The sequence below is a fragment of the Mesorhizobium sp. M1066 genome (genome assembly GCF_040318635.1).
GTDB lineage: Bacteria > Pseudomonadota > Alphaproteobacteria > Rhizobiales > Rhizobiaceae > Mesorhizobium.
Genome location: NZ_JAMYMR010000012.1, coordinates 110957 through 129111 on the forward strand (window position 1 = coordinate 110957; position 18155 = coordinate 129111).

Below are 18155 nucleotides of genomic sequence, written 5' to 3' on the forward strand. Positions count from 1 at the left end.
GCCCCCTGCCCCGTCCTCACCGGTCGGAAAACAGGCGGCGTTTGAGCCGATCTGCCGACGTCATTTCGGCTTCCTCGTCAACATCGTCCTCTTCGCTCGAGACTGCGTCCTGCGACAACATGATCAGCGCATAACCTTGCCGTTGCAGGAGGACCTGCTCATGGAGCGGCGCGGGTTTGCGACCCCTTTCGATAGGGAGCCACACGCCGGCGTCAGTCTCATCGATCTCACTCGGCACGCCGATCTCATGCTTCCGGCGCTGCAGAAGCGAGTGCGCGGGAACCATGGCCCCGGTCGGACGCCCCCAACTTTTTCATGCTCCCGTCCATTACTCGCGCGGCAAGTTCTGTTCGCGCAACTTTTGAGACATCAGCACCTCTGGTTTCATCTTCTTGATGCAAATCGCTCCGTCGAAATAGTGCGTTGTCCTACAAATCTCCGGCGTGGCACCCTGCATGGCACCGTCTTTGCAGGCAAAACACATCCTTTCGATGGCGGCTCTTATTTGAAGCGAATAGTCCACCGCGGCTACCGCCGGCGGGTTACTCGGCTGAAACAGCTCACCCGGCTGGATGTCCTGGAACCAGAGCTTGACGTGATCCTCGACCTCCTTTTGGTTCTTGAGATTGACAGGAAACTTGCCGGGACGCGCGATCCCGTCTTTCGCAAGCGGGAGACGGGCGGCAGCATGGCATGACAGACAGGAAGAGTTGAGGTTGTCCGCGGGGCCGTTGGCCCGTCCATTGAAGCCGAGGAACGGCCGCTCATCCCAGCCTGAGAATTCCGCCACTACTGCGGGATTGATCCAACTTTCCTTGATCTTGTCGTCGAACACATCCGCGTCGTTTGCCCACATCAACACGGCAGGCACGAGGTTGTCGTATAGACCATCGCCTTTCGATGGGCCCATCCAAACGAAAGTTCCGAATACCCAGCCCGTCTTAGTCGCGTTCGGATCGCGAACCGCGAGGTCGAGCTGAAGCATGTTCACATCGCGCTTGCCACGAGCCTTTGTCTCGGCGGGCCAATATGTCCCCTCGGGGTCGATATACGCCTCGTATTTTGGTGCGCCGTCCAGATACCCGACCTGGCCTGCGGACTTGCCGAGATTGGCGTCGGTGAACAGGAATTTGATCGCCACAGTTCCCTCGGCGAACAGCAACTCTTTCGGAATGGTCGGCGAACAGGGGTCCGCGAACACCTGATGCAATGCCACTGCGCCAGGTTCATTGTAGAAATTCACTGCCCAGACCTGCGAGCCTGATTCCGAGGTCCTGGAAAGCTGTCGCGTGCGAGGCGCCAGTTCCTTCGTCAGGCCCATTAGCGGTTCGCGCCCAAGCTTGTCGTAGTCCATCCAGAGCGACAGCCACCACGGCCCGTCGCCGGCACCGACAAGCGTCTTGTCCTTGCGCACGAAATATGGCCGGACCTCGTCGAGCACCGCCTTCATGTAGCGCTCGGGTTCGTCGGCAAAGGATATACCACTCCACGGTGCCGGAGTGGCTGATAGGCGGGAGGGATAATCGGTCCTCCATGTTGCGACTGGCGAGACGCCAGCGTGATGCATGGTGCTTTCCGTGAACGTGCTGCACAGGTCAACAGCCCCGGCGGGCGCGGCAGTCAGTAGCCAGGCGGCGAAGAAGGCGAGCGTGACGAACCGCATATCAGCAAGACTCCAGTGTAGCCGCGCGACGTACGCGCCCCTCGACGATGTCGATGAGCGGCATTCGCCGCATGGTGTTGACCGGGTAACTGCCCTCCAGCAGAAGATCCAACTCGAAGGAGGGCTCGAGTGCCTTCAGCCCCTGGATGGCGCGGCGGAACCCTCGCTGATCCTCGGCCGAGGCCTTCAGCGCCACCATGTAACGCTGCGGCGGGGCGAAACGGGGCGAAGACAAGCGCGATGCCCGCGCGTGCTGAGCGGCCACACCGTACGCGCCGAGCCCGGCCGCGGCCATGCATCCGTAGAACTCGAAGAAGTAAGAAGCCGGGGTTCCCGCACTGAGATCGATGGCGCGACGTGCCGACCGATAGCTGGCACGGTGGTCGGACGTCGCCGTCTGGAGATTTGACAGAGCTGCCCAAGCCAAAGGATCCAGCGCATTGGCGGTGATGGCGTGTCTCGCGAGGCGCAGCGCCGATGAGGTGCTGTTACCAAACAGATACTCGGCATGGGCACCCAGCGACAGAACGAGTGAATCGTCCGGGAACCGGTCGAGCGCATTGGTCGTCAGATGTCCGCTCGACTGACGATCGCTTAGGAAGTCGCAGGTTAGGTGGTGGAAGTGGCTGATCTGACGGATGAACGACCTCCACGCGAGCAGGCTCCCGCGCGGACACCGCTCGAACGCTGCCATGCATTGTTGGTCTGCAAGCTCCAAGTTTTCCTTGCCCAGGGTGAAGGTGAGCATGCGGGCGCTATTAAACAGCCTCAGCGCCATGACCCGGTCGTCTGCGGCCGGCTCGGTGCCGCGCATCAGTGCATCCAGCGCGGCCTTCGCAATGCGGTTTACCATCCTGACGAAATGCGGCAGGTAGGCCGGGTCCACCTCCCCTGAAGGGAGCGTAATCTCCTCTGTGTAGACGACGCATTTGCTGGCGAGATCACTGACGGCAACCGCGATTGAGACGAGTCCCGAGAAATCGCCGACCCTTGCTTTTATCACCACGGCTTGATCCGTTTCGGGATCGCGCGAGGTGACCTTAGAGTCGTATGAGTAGATAAATTCTGCGTCGATATTCGGACGGATGGCGTCGGCCGCAAGGCTGAATGCCAGGCGCGCCATGCGTTCGCCACTGCCGCCCCGACTGGAGCCTGTCGTGACAAAAAGGACCGCGCGGCGGCGGTTCGACAGACGTACGCCGGCCGGCTGCTGGCAGTTGCTGTTGCTCGCTGCCAGATGTGTCTCCACTGCCTGGCGTTGATATCGGATCCATGCTCGAAACTGCGGGTCGGCTATGTCTAAGTCCTCGAACAGATCTGCCTCCAGCTCCGCTGGATCGGGTCGTATAGGGGGCTGAAACGATACGTCCAGCAGCACTCCGTCCAGTGAAACCGACACCCGGTCGCTGCGCAGGATGCCGCGGTGAACTCCCAAGTGCCGACGGATGTCGCGCAACGCTTGGCGGAGGCTCGCCGCGGCCTGCTCGCCACCGCGGTCGCTCCACAGCTTCTCCTGCAACCATGACCTGCTCCGACGCAGCCCGGGTGACAGCGCCAGCAAGGCAAGGACACCACAAGCTTTCCGGGAACTGGGACTGTGATCCACGCAAGCGGCATCCAAAAGCTCGAATCGTCCGAGTGCGCGCAGTGTAAGCATTTCTTCTCCCCCGCCCGTTCTACTTTAAACCGAAACAATCGAAGAAGCTACTGATTGCACGAAACTTGGATGATCAAAGTCTGAGCACGACTGTTCTCACAAAGAACGCCGCGAATTTGGCACGTGTGCAAGCCAGTCTTCATATGGCAGAAAGTTCTTGAGCCTCACTTCTCCGGGGACAGTGACCGGTTTGATGGCGACGATCACCGCATGTCTTTGGTGTCTTTGTCGGCAATCCGCAGGCCGGCTTTTTTCACGGTTTATTCACGCGCGCCCATCCGTTGAAGTAGCTACGCTGCAAACCCATTACGGTGCGAGAAACGAAAATGGGTGTGCGCTGGGGATCGACGCGACTCGCAGGGCGGAAGAAGATGCCTGGCATCACCCGTCGCGATTTTCTCGGCGGCGCCGCAGCGGCGCCGATCATCGCCGCGACCGCCAATCTGGCGTTGGGGGCCGTTCTGCCGGACCCGGATACTGGGGCGGATCTAATCTTTATCCTGTCTGACGACGAAAAGAGCGTCGCCGTCCGCCGAGTCTCCACTGATACTTCCGTGACCTACCGCGACTGGACGCTGGAAGTGGCGTCATTCGGGCCCGACGCTTGGTTCGACATGCACCCGGAAGAGTACGCGAGCTGGGATTCCAAAGCTCAGGCGTTGCGGACAGTGGATGGAGCGCTCCGCCGCCAGTTGAACGTACGCGGCGCGTCTTGGGGACGGCATGTCAAGGACGTCCGTGACCAGCTGCTGGAGGTAACATTCGTCTTCGAACGTCGAGATGACAAGCCCTGGACTGTCGGCATCGAGACGAACGTCTGGTCGAGCGTAAGCGGGAACCCAGCCTTTCGTAAGGAGGCCAACAACCGCCTTGACCTGCACTCGTTCATCATCGACCGAACAAGGCTAGTCGAAACGTTGTCGCAGGGAAGCATCCAACAAACGCTCGGCTCCATGTTTGACGGGCAGGTTGCGGTCAGGGATCGCATGAAGGTCGGGTTCAATGCAGACCTTCAATGGGTTGTAGAGCCGAATAGCCAAGGCGACCGTCCGATTACGGCCCTAGATGGGGCCGTTGAAGCGCCCGCTCTTGAAGCAGACAACAAGCGCTCAGGCCTATTCGTCGTCCAGTGGGAACGTCGAGCGGGCGGCGATCTTGGAGGCGCTGGGCGTCGCCTGACCGCCCACAGTCTGGCCGAATGGGCGGCTTCGTTTCGATTTATCGGAAACAGGGAAACGCCGACGATCACCATCGCTCCGCCGCAGCAGGAGGCAGCGCTTGTTGGCGATCTGTTCATCGGCCAATTGGATCCGAATTCCAGACTCGTAAGCGAGGGGGGAGCCGATTCCGCCTCGGTCGTTGCGCTGTTCGCAGCCGTGGGTGGCGTTTTAGACTGCCAGTTGAGCGTGAACACCGAAACGTCGCTGCCTATCTGCACGGACCTTCCCCTCAACGACGTCATGATAACCCGCATAGCGACGGGTACCGAAAAGGGCGGATGGCGCGACGTCATGATCGCCGATGCTGGTGGCAGGCGTTCCGCGCCACCTTCGGAATCATCGCCGGACAAACCGACAGGCCCACAGCCACAGGCCGAAACGGTGCGGATCGCGACGCTAGTCGGGCGCATGGCGGTAGCCCCCTTGCCGATCGACACGGCCGCGATCGCCAACCAGGGAGACCAGGTCGAGGATGCCGCCCTCGCGGCCCAGCGCAAATTCGATGCTGTCTTGGCGACGGCTCTCGGAGACCGTGCCGGCGTGTCGGAACGGACGTTCTTTCTGCTTGCCGACCGTCGTCGTGGTGCCGACGGCCTGAGCAGCGCCGCCACGGAGGACTCCGACGTTCTGCGCAGGCTCTATGCAGATGTCGCTCTCCATGGCATCGACACGGCACTCCCCGATACCCGAGACAGCTCCCTTTCTGTCGCCGGAAGTCATTTCAGGTTCAACTACGTCGATGGAAGTCCATTGCCAGGCCTTGTCGTGCCAGAAGTGCATTGGAACACGCCCGATGGTTATCTTTGGCTTGGAGCCCCGACCCTGTCGGGTGAGTTTGCCTGGCTGGATCTTGGCAGCTCGACGCTCCAGGCACACCGGGACTACGACCTCGTAGACGTGCGGTTTCGCTTCACCGACCTCGTCCTTGGCTTCTCCGTAAGCACGAACGAAAGTGGGGAGCCTATCGGGATCGGGCGGTCGCTTCGACCTTCCAGCCCCGATGCCCGCCAGACCGTCGTACGAAAGCAACTTCCCGAGTACGGCAACGGCAGCAGCGGCAAGCTCGGCCTCGAGGATGAGGTCAGCGATCGCCGGCCTGTCCTCGCGGTTGAGTTTCCGCCGCAGCACGTGATGGAGGAAGCCTTCTATCGACAGGAACTCGGACCGCTTCCCGATACGGCGTGGCCAAAGGACTCAGGCGATCTCGAATCCTTCCTCACAATGTTGCGGGCCGAACCCGACGCAAAGAAACGGGCTGACGCCCGCAAGGCGGTCGGTGAGAAAAAGGAAGTGCTGGAGACAGAACAGTCTAAGGAAGCAACGGATTCCGAACCACCATTTGCTGCATTGCGAAAACTGTTGTTGGCTACGTCGAGCCTGCCGGAGGACCAGAAACAGTATTTCGGTCCATATTCGATGTCTCCCGAGGCGATTAAGGTCGCGCGCGCCTGGCAGTTGCAGAATAGCGACAAGATGCTGTCGCCGATTGTTGCTAAGATGCTTGTCGAGGCCGCCAAGGTCCAGCCGGCGAACGTCGCCACCTGGGAGCTCCGCGAGCTGCTGCAGGCCGAGGCGGATGCCGAAAAGGTCTTCCCTCTCTACAAACTGTGGCGCGATGCATTTCGCGCCTATGTCATTGAAACGCGTGGTGAGACTTCGGACGCCGCTACGGGCGATCCCGACAAGCTGTTCGCAGAGTTCATAAATCGGCAAAGGGTGCCGGTGCCGTCGGAATATCTTCCGTCGCCTGAGCTTGAAGCGCAATTCACCGCCGCGTTTCTCAAACAGATTTCGGGCCGAGAACCGTACGACCAACTTGCGATGGCCAGATTGTCGGGTCGCAGTCTCCTCGCGTTCCGCGTAAACTTCGAGGCAGCACCCGGCGATTCTGCCGAAGTGAACGATTTGCCGGGCTATCCAACTGATAATCCAGCAGCACTCGGACCCGGCGTGCAGCGCTTCGGCGCGATACCCTTCACCTTCGCCGCGCTCACCAACTGGTCGCGCCACGAGCCCCACGTGACCCAAAGGGCGCGAAAGCTTTACGAGCCGCTCGCGTCTGGAACCATACCTCCAGTTGCGGGGAGGGTGGCAAGCGTTGATGATCACGCAATCCTTGTCCAGCAGGGCTTCGAGCCCGGCGCCAAACCATCCGAGTCACATCTCGGTCAGGTTCGCGCCAATCTGACCAAGCGTCCCAAGGGATTGGAGACGCGCATCGAGATTCCGTCGCGCCTGATCCTTTCGACCGCGCAGAACGCGATATGGCAATCGCCCCGAAAAGTGAGCCGGGATGCGCCGGAAGGGGTCGAGCCGGACGTCTTCGACACCGATCCGCCTCCGGACGGCAACCGTTACGAGGCCTACGAACCGCTTTGGACCGCCAGGCTCATCACTGAGGACGCCGAGCCCAGCCTTCGAGCCGTCTGGTCACCTGATGTTCGGCCGGAGGCCATTGGCTTTATTCCGGTCGGCAGCGACGGCGTACCACGGATCGCCGGCCCGCCGCCGCGCGGCCCTTGGGCTCCTTGGATATTGCGGCGGGAACAGGTCGACGGTGTTCGGCTCCATCCAGCAAAGGTCAAGGAAGCTGACCAGGCTTCAAAGCCGACGGGTTCCGCCGCGGCCCCACCGCCCGAAGAGACGGATGAGATCGCATGTCGCGTGCCCACGTCCGGAGAGCTTATCAACCGCAATCCGACACCAACGATGTTCGAGCGCATCTGCGAGATCTTCAGGATCCGAGCGCGCTACTACAACCAGCCGGACCTACACACATTCCGGACGTCGCTGGACGCCTACGACCGGCATGAACTGGTGTTGTTGTCTTCCGCCTATGGCCTGCCGGTCACTGGCCGCCGCCGCCAGATTGGCGACAACGATACCGATGGTGGCGAGCTGATCGAAAAGTCCGGGCAGTTCGAGCCCGGCACGGATTTCCACCTCACGGATGCGACGCCTGATCTGGCCTATTATCGACCGAAGCCGCTGGACGTCAGCGAATTGTCGCTAAGCGCGATCGGAGGCTTTCTCAACCACGATACGAACTTCCTCCCGCCGGCACCCGCCGTCACCTACGACGGCCGATCGCTGTTCGATGGCCTGTCGATTGAGAGGTGGCAGCATCTGATCGTACTCGGGCGCGACGTGCTCGCCACCGTCGTCTATTCCGGGTACCTCTACCCGCTCGGGCACAAGGCTTCGCTGGTCAAGATCACAGAGCGTATCTTCGTCCGCATGAAGGGCGATCGGCCGAACGACGAGGACTTCGGCGTTAAGGCGGTGCTCCGGCAACGCATGTTCGTCAGGGTGTCGTCCCCAACCAAGAAATTCCCTGCCGTCGGACAGCCCAACAAGGGGCGGCAATGGTGCTCCGAGGACGTGACGATGCTCACGCGCGAGACGCCCGACATCGTCGATCCCACTCTCGAAATAGACACGCCGCCATCCGGCGCAAGCCTGAGCGGACGGATATTCCTCGACAATCAGCCAGGGCTGGCGTTCTGGCCGCAGACAGCAACCACAGAACAGGCGCGCTTCCGCTTCGAGTTCACGCTCGATGGGCGGCGCACCAAGATGCCACTGATTTTCGTCGACCGGATCGCGGCGAAGAACAAAACCGCCCTGGACGCGCTCTTGAAATACTACCGGAGCCTCGACGAAGCCGCCTGGCGGAAGGCTCGTCTCAACGGCCAGACGCTTCGCTTCGCCGAGCCGGTCAAGGAAGGCGATACGTCGTTCGCGGTCGACAGCATCGTGCTGGACGTCGACGGCAGGTCGGTGAGCGATGGAAAAAGCTGGGAGGGGCAGAACGACCTGATGACGAACACGGGTGTGCTGGAAGGCGCCGACCAGCCCGCATTTTATCCGGTTATGTCCTCGGCAAATATCCATATCGAGCAGGCCGAGTGCATGTCCGGCGCGGCTATGGGCCCGGCCCGGGTGCGCTTCGACGGGAGCTACGTTCTGCGCGGTTTGCCGAGGCGCAGCGAGGAGGAACCCGGCGCCCAGGCACAGGACAACGAGACCTTGGCCGGCAACGCAGCAGAGGTGTTCCTCTTTGTGGACATGCCGGCTCCGCCGAAGATGAGTATGGGACCGAACGGCAACCAGTCGGGCGGTGTGGGCCGGCCGAACATGGATATCATCGCGCTCAGCCGCTCAAAGGGTATTCTGGGAGCGCAACCGGGCCAAAAGATCTACCGACGCGGTCCGTCGGACACTGCGACGGCCTATGCGCCATGGCCGAAGCTGTTGTCCGTGGCAGCGCAGTTCTCGCTGCCGGCACCTCAACCGCCGCCGCCCGAAGGCGGCCCGCCCGCCGTCCCGCCCGCGAGCGAGGAGACGACGTCGGCGGTCTTTGAGAGCTTCTTCAGCGCCGACGCCAAGCTTCTCGGTGTCATCTCCTTCCAGTCGCTGATGAAGCTTTTGAAGCTGGCCGGCGGCGTTGACGCCATGCCGGCGCTCAAGGAGGTCATAGACTACGGCTCGCAGGCACTGGCGCAACTTCAGCAGGGCGCCGCAGGCGCCATCGACCTGCTCCACAGCGAGATTCTAGCACCGCTGCTGCAACTCGTCCGAACGGCACGCAAGGAATGGTCGAGGCTCGACCGCAGTCAGGTCGGGTTGCAGGAAAGCGCCATCGGCCAGTTTCAACAGATCCTGCCGAACTTCAAGGCGACCTCGCTGCGGACGCTCTACCCCGAAATCGACCGGGGCCTGAACAAGCTCGAAGCGGCGCTGCTGGATGCGATGGGGGAAACCGATCCGATTGTCATCGTGGGCCGTCTCGCGGCCGTGCATGAAGCGGGTCGGCAGTTCATGCGCGAGCTTGCAAGGCTTGCCGCAAACCCCGTCGAACGCATCGAACAGGCCGCTCGCGGCCAGTTCGACACTGTGGCGGGCGACATACAGGCCGAGATCAAGGCATACGAACACGCAACGAAAAAGTTCGTCGACGCCCTTCAGGCGACCAAGGAAGACATCGCGCGCGAACTGCTGATCTACCTCGCCGACCAATTGCCCTGGGACGAGATCGAAGCGTTGCGCGCCATCTCGAAGAGCGGTGAAGCGATATTCGACCTCTCGACGTCGGCTCTCGCCGAATTGCGCGCCGTCAATGTCGATCTGACAGGCATCGTTTCACGCCTCGCCAGCGGTGAACTCGAACCAAAGGCCGCGCTGAAGCAGACTACGGCGACCTTCCTGGACGTCGCCATCGCGTCGGCAAAGGAGACCGAAGCGGGCCTGCGCAACCCATCGATAGCTCAAAAGTTTTTGGACCTCTTCAATGGCTACACCCCGGCTGACAGGACCATCGTCGCCGAAGCCGTTCTTGCCTACCGCCGGCGGCTGGAAGGCGCCAAGGCGAAGATGGATGGTTGGATAGACGGCGTCCCATCGACACCCGAATGGGGGATTTGGGTCGCACGCGTCCGCGCGATCGTTCAACTCATCGAATTGCTGCGCGAGCTTGTGAGGGCGGTGAGTGCGGATCGGCCAGACCGTGTTTTCGCATTGCTGGTACAACTCGGCCGCGATTATCTGAATATCGACCTCCTTGCTTTCCAGACGGAGATCAAGGACAAAATCAAGGCGCGGGAAGCGCAATTGCGGGCATGGATCGAGAATATTCTGGGCCGTCTTGTGCAGGTCGCCACCGGCCCATTTGCGTCGAAAACCCAGATCGATCCGGAACTGCCTGCCGCTGTCACCGCAGCCTGCATCGCCAAGCTTCCGGCCGACGATGAGGTACAGGCCAAGGCTGTGGCAGACGCCATTGAGGGCCTGACTCCGGACCATTTCCTCGCGGGCTTCGCCAGGAGCGCGGCAGACACGTTCAAGCTGGCGGGCGACCTCGTAGCGGCGCAAGGCACGCTGCCGCCCGGCAGCGCCGCTGACAGCGTTCGCTCGGCAATAACTGACTTTAACAAAGCGCTTCCAACTTATCGCAGACTGTTCTGCGAGGTCGTCGCCGTCGCCGGGCATGCTCAATCGGTACATCATGAGCTGGCGGCGCTTTCGCAGGGCCAGGGCACACCGCCGGTCATGACTCCCGAGGCGATGCTGGCCGCGGCCGACCGTCTGCGCGTCCTCGCTGGAGAAGTCGAACAGGGGCTGCGGCGGATCCGTACGGAATCCGAAAGCCTCTTCGATTTGCTCGGCGACCACCTCGCCGTCATCGTTTCGGCGGCGGCCGCAGGCGCGTTGGCTTCGGCATTCGGAAACGACCTAAAGGACGCGCTGAACAGATGGGACAAAGCCGCCGCGTCTGCCTTGAGGGTCGCGCTAACCACGCTGTTCCGATGGACCAGCGTGGTGGCAACCCTTGCGAGCTCCGAAGTCGGCGATCTCCTTAAACTCGCGTCAGAGATCGTCCGCAAACGAGTTCCCGACGTGCTCAGGACAGAGCGCGAGGACCTCGCCGTTTCACTCGAGACACTTGACGGCGACTGCCGTGAATTGGCTGTGCTGATCGCAGGCCTTGGTTTGCCGACGCCGCTCGCCGACGAGACGGTGAAGCAACTGCTCGATGCGAAAGTGGACGGGGCAATCACTGTCAGTCAACTGTTCAAGGGAGAAAGCGGCCTCGCCCGGACCGACAAGATCGAACGCGCGTTGCAGCGTGTTTCGGTGAGCTATGCCGCCCTCCTCAGCCGCGCCAGAGGCCTGCCTGAGAGTCTCGCCGGGCAAGCACTCGACGCCCCGGTGGAACAGCTCTTCAAGGCGTTGCAAGGCGGCTACGCAAAGATCTTGGAGCTTCGGAACGCCCTTGTCGACAAGGCCAAGGAATATACCGTCGCCGGGCCAGCCATCCAGAAAGCCTTGACTGTCGAGCCGTTCCTCGGGGTGTGCAATCCGCTGAAGACGGATTGCGACAAGCTGGCACGGGAGAAGGCTGCGGTCGACAGGCTGTTGAAGCCGACACCACCTCTGACTGAGCCCAAGCTCATCTCCACGAAACGCAGCGAGTTGCAGACCTTCCTCGATTCGGTCTCAGGCGGACACTCGGCGGTCGAGAAGATTTTCGACAACATCCAGCGGATTTGGGACGACATCTCCCGTGGAGAGCTGTCCTCCCTGGTTGATATCGCGGCTCTGCGCGACCAGGTCGAGGAACTGATCTCCGAACTCGTGCCGGTGAAACGTACGCTCAGCTATTCGCTGGGGTTCGATTTCGACGGTGGCAAGATCGCTAAGATGACCGGCGGCGTCTTCACGCCCAAGCCTCCGAGCCGGTTCGAGCTCGCGATGACGGCCACGATCAATCTGATCAAGGTCGAGGCCGACATGAACGCGAAGGGTCGCATAGGGCCGTTCGACGTCAATCTGCTCGGCAACGTCTTCGATGCGGTCACGCTGATCTTCGATGGCGTCGAATTCGGCTTCGAATTGGGCGGATCCCCGCGCTTCGACGTCCATTACCGCGACTTCAAGATTGGCAAGAAACTGGAGTTCGTGAAGAAGCTGCAGTCCTATATGACGCCGTCCAAGGACGGCAGTGGCTTCTTCATCGAGCCCATGCGCGGCAGGCCGGGCATCCTGGCCGGATATGGCATCAATCTCGGCACCATCCAGCTCGGCGGCGTTGCATTCTCCAACGTCCTGCTCAACGCCGCGGCAGAGTTGCCGTTCGACGGTGAGGCGGCGCTGTTCCGTTTTGCTCTCGGGCGCCCGATGGCACCGTTCCTCATCTCCGTGCCTCCCTACGGCGGCGGCGGCTTCGTCGCGATCTACGCGGATGCTCAAGGGTTCCGCGGTTTCGAGGCATCCTTCGAATTCGGCGGGGTTGCCGATTTCTCCACTGGCCCACTCGTTGCTAGAGGCCGTCTGACAAGTGGCTTCTACATTCGGTCGATGCAGGTGGAGTCAGAAGGAAAGCGCCGCACACTGACCGACATCTACGGTACGTTCTTCGTCGGCGGCGAGGCCAGCATCTGGATCTTCAGTTTCTACGCCTCGCTCTATGTCCGGCTGGGCATGAAGGCAGGCGGCGACATGGAAGGGGAGGCGACCTTCACCTTCTCCTTCTCCATGGGCATCATCGACTATGACTTCCAGGTTTCGGTAAGCCACAAACGCAAGGCGTTCGGCGGTGGTGGCACCAACTCGATCGGCAGTGCCTCCTCCAGCGGCGGCCAGGGTGTCGACCGGTCGATCATCACGCGAACCATTCCGAAGGGAGGGCAGCCTACCAAAGCGACAGCGCCCAATATCGAAGCGAACACAACGCCATTCGGCGAAGCGACAATTGCCGACTACCTCGCCTATTTCGACCCGGCCCTGCTCAAACCGGAGACACGCCAATGACTGATGCACCGAAGGTCAAGCCTGTACTTCGGGTCATACCCAACGGGATCGTCGACGGCCATTTTCGCATGACACTAATCGCCACGCCCGTGATGACGGCCGACGGCATTCCGCTCGACAAGTGGCCGAGCATGGCCAGGCAGGAAGTCATCAGGTCCGCCTCGGGGAAACCAGACGAGACCAACAAGGCTATATTTGTCCACGTCGCGAGCGGCACCCCCCGGCAGGCGGGAGGTCTGAAGCCGGCCACCATAATGCAGGACGTTTATCCAGAGTATCAGACGAGGCTGGACGGGGCATGGGCGGCGATCGTTCCGCCCAACGGGGACGATCTTTGGGGTAAGCTGCTCGAGACCATACACCGCTCGCTGGCGTCGAGGACCTTCCTGAGCGGGCTGGACGAACCGAGCCCGTCTAATACCGTAAAGCCTCAGGCCGAGGGCTCGTATGAGCCGCAGAAGGCTCTCGAGCCCGGCCAGCAAATGAAAGTCAAGGCAGTCCTGCCGGTCAAGCACGGGGACCTTGCTTTGCTTCTGGAGTTCGAGCGGGCCAAACGTGTGAGCGATCTCATCGACGGCAGGATCCTTCCACGGCGGAACCTTTTGAACGCGGCGTTCAGCATGAGCGACGATGACACCTCGGTCGTTCTCGGTAGCGTGGATGCCAAGCCGAACGAGGACAAGAAAACTCAAGATGAGTACGAGAAGCAGGTTGTCGCGACCAAGCTGGAGGAACTGCAGGCGGCTTTCGATGCACTTCGCGCGGAGCGGGATAACTCGGCCACCGATGCCTGCAAGGAGCTACGCAAACCTGACCTGAGTGACCTTGCCGCCCAGGAGGAGACGCGCCAGACCGCGCTTGCGAGCCACACCGCGGCGACGTGGGAGCAGGCGCCGTCAGATCAGACCAACACGCTGCTCGACCGCGTCGTCCAATGCTATCAGGCGCTCGTGTCATCCCCGGCATGGTCGCGCTTTTTCAGCTTTGCCTTCGACGTCCAGCTCGACGAAAGGGACCTCGTTCCGGACTGGATCTCCGTGGGTGAGTTCCCCATCGAATTCTTGCTTGGCGAAGAGAAGCAGTCGTTGGGTCGGGCCTGGATGGCCGTGGACGCCGACGGCTGGCCGCGGCCGGACTCTAGCCGCCCTGGGCTGAAAAAAGGCCTCTTCCAGATGGGCGCCGATTGCGTGGCCGGCGACGCCCTGCCGCGCTACGACCTGGTGACCCTCGACGTGCGCCACGCCACCGAGGCGGTGGTGCGCCCTCTTGCCGGCCCTGGCGCGGATGGGCGCGGCTTCCAGACCGCCGGCATGACGCTGGTCGACCGCCGCCGCGCCGAGGACGTGCGTGCTCAGATCCGTCGGACGTCTAACGAAAGGGACAAGTCGGAAGTAGAGCTTTACGCGCAGGACGTGGTCGTCGGCCGCCGTCTGGACGCCGGCACGAAGACAGACAACGGCATCGTGTGGCGTGCTCTTGGCAGCAAGGTCGTGACCTACGGGCTGCGTAGGGACGACGCGGACGGGCCTGACGATTTTGTGGCGATCGACGGTTCGATGGCGGACCACGTCCTTCAACCGAAGGGCGCCTCCGGAACCCGGACGCTCGAGGAGGCTATCGTCAGCCCGTCCGCGCGTCTGACCCCGACACCCGGTGGCGAAGCTATCGACAAGGACGTATTTGTCGATGAGGCCTTCGCGACTTGGGCCGGCGCTCCCATGGGCGTCGATACGGCACCCAAAGAGGGTTCCGACGGTTTTGTGCTTCTTCCCTTCCTGCAAAGGCACTTCCTACCGGCGGCGGGGGCCAGGGCCGAGGCCTTGGCCCCACCCTTGCGTTATGGCCGCAGCTATCGCTTCGGCATGCGCGCAGTCTTCCTTGGCGGCGGGTCTCGAAGCATCGAGGATGCTGCTGTGCTCTACGAAGACAAGACGCAAGTTTACACGTATCCGCGCGACCCGAGCGAGGACGAGCAGATTCCTACGCGCCGGTTCTTGCGGCAAGAGGCGATCTGCGCACCTGATATTCTACTGCCGGGCTCAGTGCTGGGAGTCAAGATCGGCGAGATGGACTTCGGTACCGTGCAGTCCGCAGTCTTGCGCAGTTTGCCGGAGGGATATTTTGCACCGGAGACGCCGCCGACGGTGAACGGCAGGCCCTACGTAACGGCGAAAGACCGCGTTACGCCCAACGAAATCATCCGCATATTCACGCCACCGCAAGCGGCGCTGGACATGCTCCTGCGCGCCGGGGTTTTCGATGACGTGAAGGGACGTGGTGACGCGGCGCTAGGCGGGCTGCGCAACATTGCCTTCGGCGTCGCTCAACCGCTGGTGAAGTCGAAGGATGCGATTAGCGCCCAAGGCGGCTTCCCTATCGCAATGATCGATGAGCAGCGCGCTTTCGGCCAGAACCCGACAAGGAGGAAACTCGCTCCGGGTTGGAGTGTTCCGCCATTGGAAGACCGCCCCGCGGTTCGCGGCGCAACGATCTTTATCGGCCAAAACGCCTTCGAGAAATTTGGTGGCCCGCCTCTAACGCCCAGGCCCTATTATCCCGACCCCCACGCGCGTCAGCTGGTCCTACGGCTGCGCCGGCGCAGCGACGGCGCCTATTTCGGCTCGGCTTCGAAAGTGCCCGTATATGACGAGGTGTCGACATACCCCCACGCAATGCCGACGGTGGTTGTCATCAAGAAGGCAGCCGACGATTCGGACTCGCCCGGCATTGGCAAAGCCACTGTGATCCGGACAGACGGCGTCTCGTTCAACAGCAAAAGCGGACAGCGGGTGCAGCGGGTCGAAATAACCCTTGCTCGCGGCGATGATTTCGATCTGGAGGCGTTCTATCTCCCCGACGACACCGACATTCCCGCCACTCTCGCTACGAACTTCGCCATCACCGAGATGATCGGGGCCTACAAGCTTGCTCTTCAGCGGTCGGCCAGTACCGCAGTCCATCCAGTTGCCGCCCACATCACGACCGGCTTCTTCGACGTGCCCTCCGACGACGAGCTCACCGCGCTGGCCGTCCAGATCAGGGATTTCATGTGTGGCGAAGGAAAGCACCTGGGTGCCGGCGGCCCGGTCGAAGAGCTTTCGGGCATTTCCTCGATGCGCGTCGCGCATGCCGTGAACAGGCCGTTGGTCGCACCTGCTTTTTCCGGCTCCGTATACCGCGTCTATCGCAAAGCTTTTGACACCAGGCACAAATTCGCCATCGATCCGGATCTCGACGGTATACTCCCGCCTGCCAACCGAGATCCCGACACCAAACTTCGCCATCAGCCTTCCGGGCTCGGTCCGACCGAGATTACCCTTGCGGAGCTCGAGACGCTGAGATCGGGTGATCTAACGGATTCGATCGGCACGCACAGTTGCATCTTGTCGGGCCGGATCGCATTCGACCGGCGCACAACCTCGGCCATCGAGATACTCGCGAGCTGCATCTCGCCTCGCGAGGTGCTGATCGACGATCCGGCGAGACGTCGTCCGCCCAAGGCACGTGTCTCCGGCGCGTGGCCGAGGAGAACCGTGGTCGCCGACGACAGCGGCAACCCGATCCCACCGGTGAGACGGCCGGCCAAGGAGCTGGATGTCTATGGCTTCGAGGCGATCGAAGTGAAGACCGGCGCGGTCACCTTGCACCAATCGGAAGTGACTCTGCTGCGCATCGACAACATCGCGCCACCGGGTGCCGGAGTGTTGGAGCTTGGCCAGGAGGGCGCTACGGACACGATCGACCTATCACTTGCTCACATCGCAGCGCAAATCGGCAGGCGCGTAACAAATTCCGCAGGCGAAACACTGTTCACCGCATCGCAATTGCACGTCTTCCCGGACGGCAAGGCGCGCCGGCTGCGGTTGCGACTCAGGGCAGTGTCGCGCTTCGGCCCCGACTTCGAAACCGCCGCGCGCTGGACCGGCGCCGACGGAAATTCGCAACCGGTGGTGCGGCTGCGCCAAGCCCTGATACCGGGCGAACAATCATTGGAAAGCGCTCCGTTCGAACCAGCCGGCAATATTTCGACCGAACCAACAGACCCGAAGCCCGGACGGCCTGGCTACGCGGCGGCGGATGACGGGGAAGTCCAGATGGACGGCAGCTCCGCCATCGTCTGGTTGCCGTCCAGCGGGCGGCCATCAAAATGCGCGTCACTTTCGCCTGTCCCAGTATTTCGGTTCGTCCCCGGCAACGAAGGATCCGCCACGTTCACGAAGCGGGTCAGCGGCGTTCGTATCTATCTAGAGCGCGGCTGGTTTTCGTCGGGCGAAGACGAGCGCTTGGGCATAGTACTGCTCCCATCAGGCAAGGCTGCAAAACGCGGAGACGAGTTCCTGCCGGATGATCGGCATGGACCCCTCGGCCCCTATCTCACGCGCTGGGGCGGCGACCCTATTCGCCACGACGATGCACCGCTGACCACCAGCCTGGACGCAGCTGCCTTCACCTCTCCATTTGGCAAGGCGCCGAAGCGCCGATGCAACGTCGCCATTCCGTTACAGATTCCCAAGCCGCCGGGCGCTGCGGACAACGTCACCGTCCTGGAGCCTGCCGACCTCTTGCTGTTCCAGCCGCGCTTTGATATCGACCGCGAGCAATGGTTTGTCGATCTTGGCATTCAGGCTCCGGAGACACCGAATTTGTTCGTGCGCTTCGGGTTGGTCCGCTATCAAGAGCACACTATCCACCCGGACCTTCGGGCGTCCGAACCGGTTGTGGTGTGGAGCCAGTTGCTTCCCGAGCGGACGTTGACAACCCTGGTGGAGGTGAAGCCGCCACCCGCCGGATCGCTCTACGATCCAACCGCCTCTGCCAAACTCAAGATTTCCGCCACCGTGGCAGGCGCGAGTCACAAAGGGCGCCGCATACCCCAGCGGCCAAAGGAGATGATAAATCAGGGCAAACAAGAAGGGCCCATCGCAGAGCTCAGCCGGCTCCACCTTCCGACGGTGCGCTTCCGGCTCATGCACGAAAGCGGCGCGAGTGGCGATTTGCGGCGCGTGACGATGGATGTGGGCGAAGCGCCACTCTGTCTGGTCCAGAACAGCCATGCGAAAAGCACTTGGACATTCAATGTGAATCAGACCGACGTCGACGCCCTTGGGCCGGGTATCGTCTATGTCTACGCGGAAGAGATCGAGACGTTCATGCCTGCGACATACGTGCGCGAGCCTGCCCAGGTTGAAGACATGTTCAAGCCGGAGACGTTCGTGGACTCTGGACCGCGGTTTGCCGCACGGCTCAACCTTCGCGACATCACCGTCGCCGGCGGCAACTACCAATGAGCCGGCGCCGCGGAGAC

5 protein-coding genes are annotated in these 18155 nt (G+C 61.9%); 2 read left to right on the plus strand and 3 right to left on the minus strand.

All coding sequences use genetic code 11. The features are described 5' to 3' along the window. Positions 1-16 precede the first annotated feature (16 nt). The 3 genes from NKH52_RS17790 to NKH52_RS17800 form a co-directional block, all read right to left on the minus strand. Positions 17-238, minus strand: a complete 222-nt coding sequence (locus NKH52_RS17790; RefSeq protein WP_352731664.1) for a hypothetical protein — start codon at positions 236-238, stop codon at positions 17-19. A 90-nt stretch (positions 239-328) separates the two neighbouring features. Then, entirely contained in the window at positions 329-1663 is a 1335-nt protein-coding gene (locus NKH52_RS17795; RefSeq protein WP_352731662.1) for a hypothetical protein, read from the minus strand. 1 nt (position 1664) lies between these two features. Next, a complete protein-coding gene (locus NKH52_RS17800; RefSeq protein WP_352731659.1) occupies positions 1665-3182 on the minus strand; it encodes a hypothetical protein in 1518 nt (505 codons plus the stop codon). Between the two features lie 509 nt (positions 3183-3691). On the opposite strand from NKH52_RS17800, the gene NKH52_RS17805 reads away from it, so the two are divergent. Both NKH52_RS17805 and NKH52_RS17810 read left to right on the plus strand, forming a co-directional pair. Next, a complete protein-coding gene (locus NKH52_RS17805; RefSeq protein ID WP_352731658.1) occupies positions 3692-12850 on the plus strand; it encodes a twin-arginine translocation signal domain-containing protein in 9159 nt (3052 codons plus the stop codon). Then, complete coding sequence (locus tag NKH52_RS17810; protein ID WP_352731656.1) at positions 12847-18138, plus strand: hypothetical protein; 5292 nt, start codon at positions 12847-12849, stop codon at positions 18136-18138. The genes NKH52_RS17805 and NKH52_RS17810 overlap by 4 nt, the downstream gene beginning before the upstream one ends. The last annotated feature ends 17 nt before the right edge of the window (positions 18139-18155 follow it).

Coding starts and splice junctions, on each gene's coding strand:
- NKH52_RS17805 (WP_352731658.1), top strand. CDS start 3,692: ATGCCTGGCATCACCCGTCGCGATTTTCTCGGCGGCGCCGCAGCGGCG.
- NKH52_RS17810 (WP_352731656.1), top strand. CDS start 12,847: ATGACTGATGCACCGAAGGTCAAGCCTGTACTTCGGGTCATACCCAAC.
- NKH52_RS17795 (WP_352731662.1), bottom strand. CDS start 1,663: ATGCGGTTCGTCACGCTCGCCTTCTTCGCCGCCTGGCTACTGACTGCC.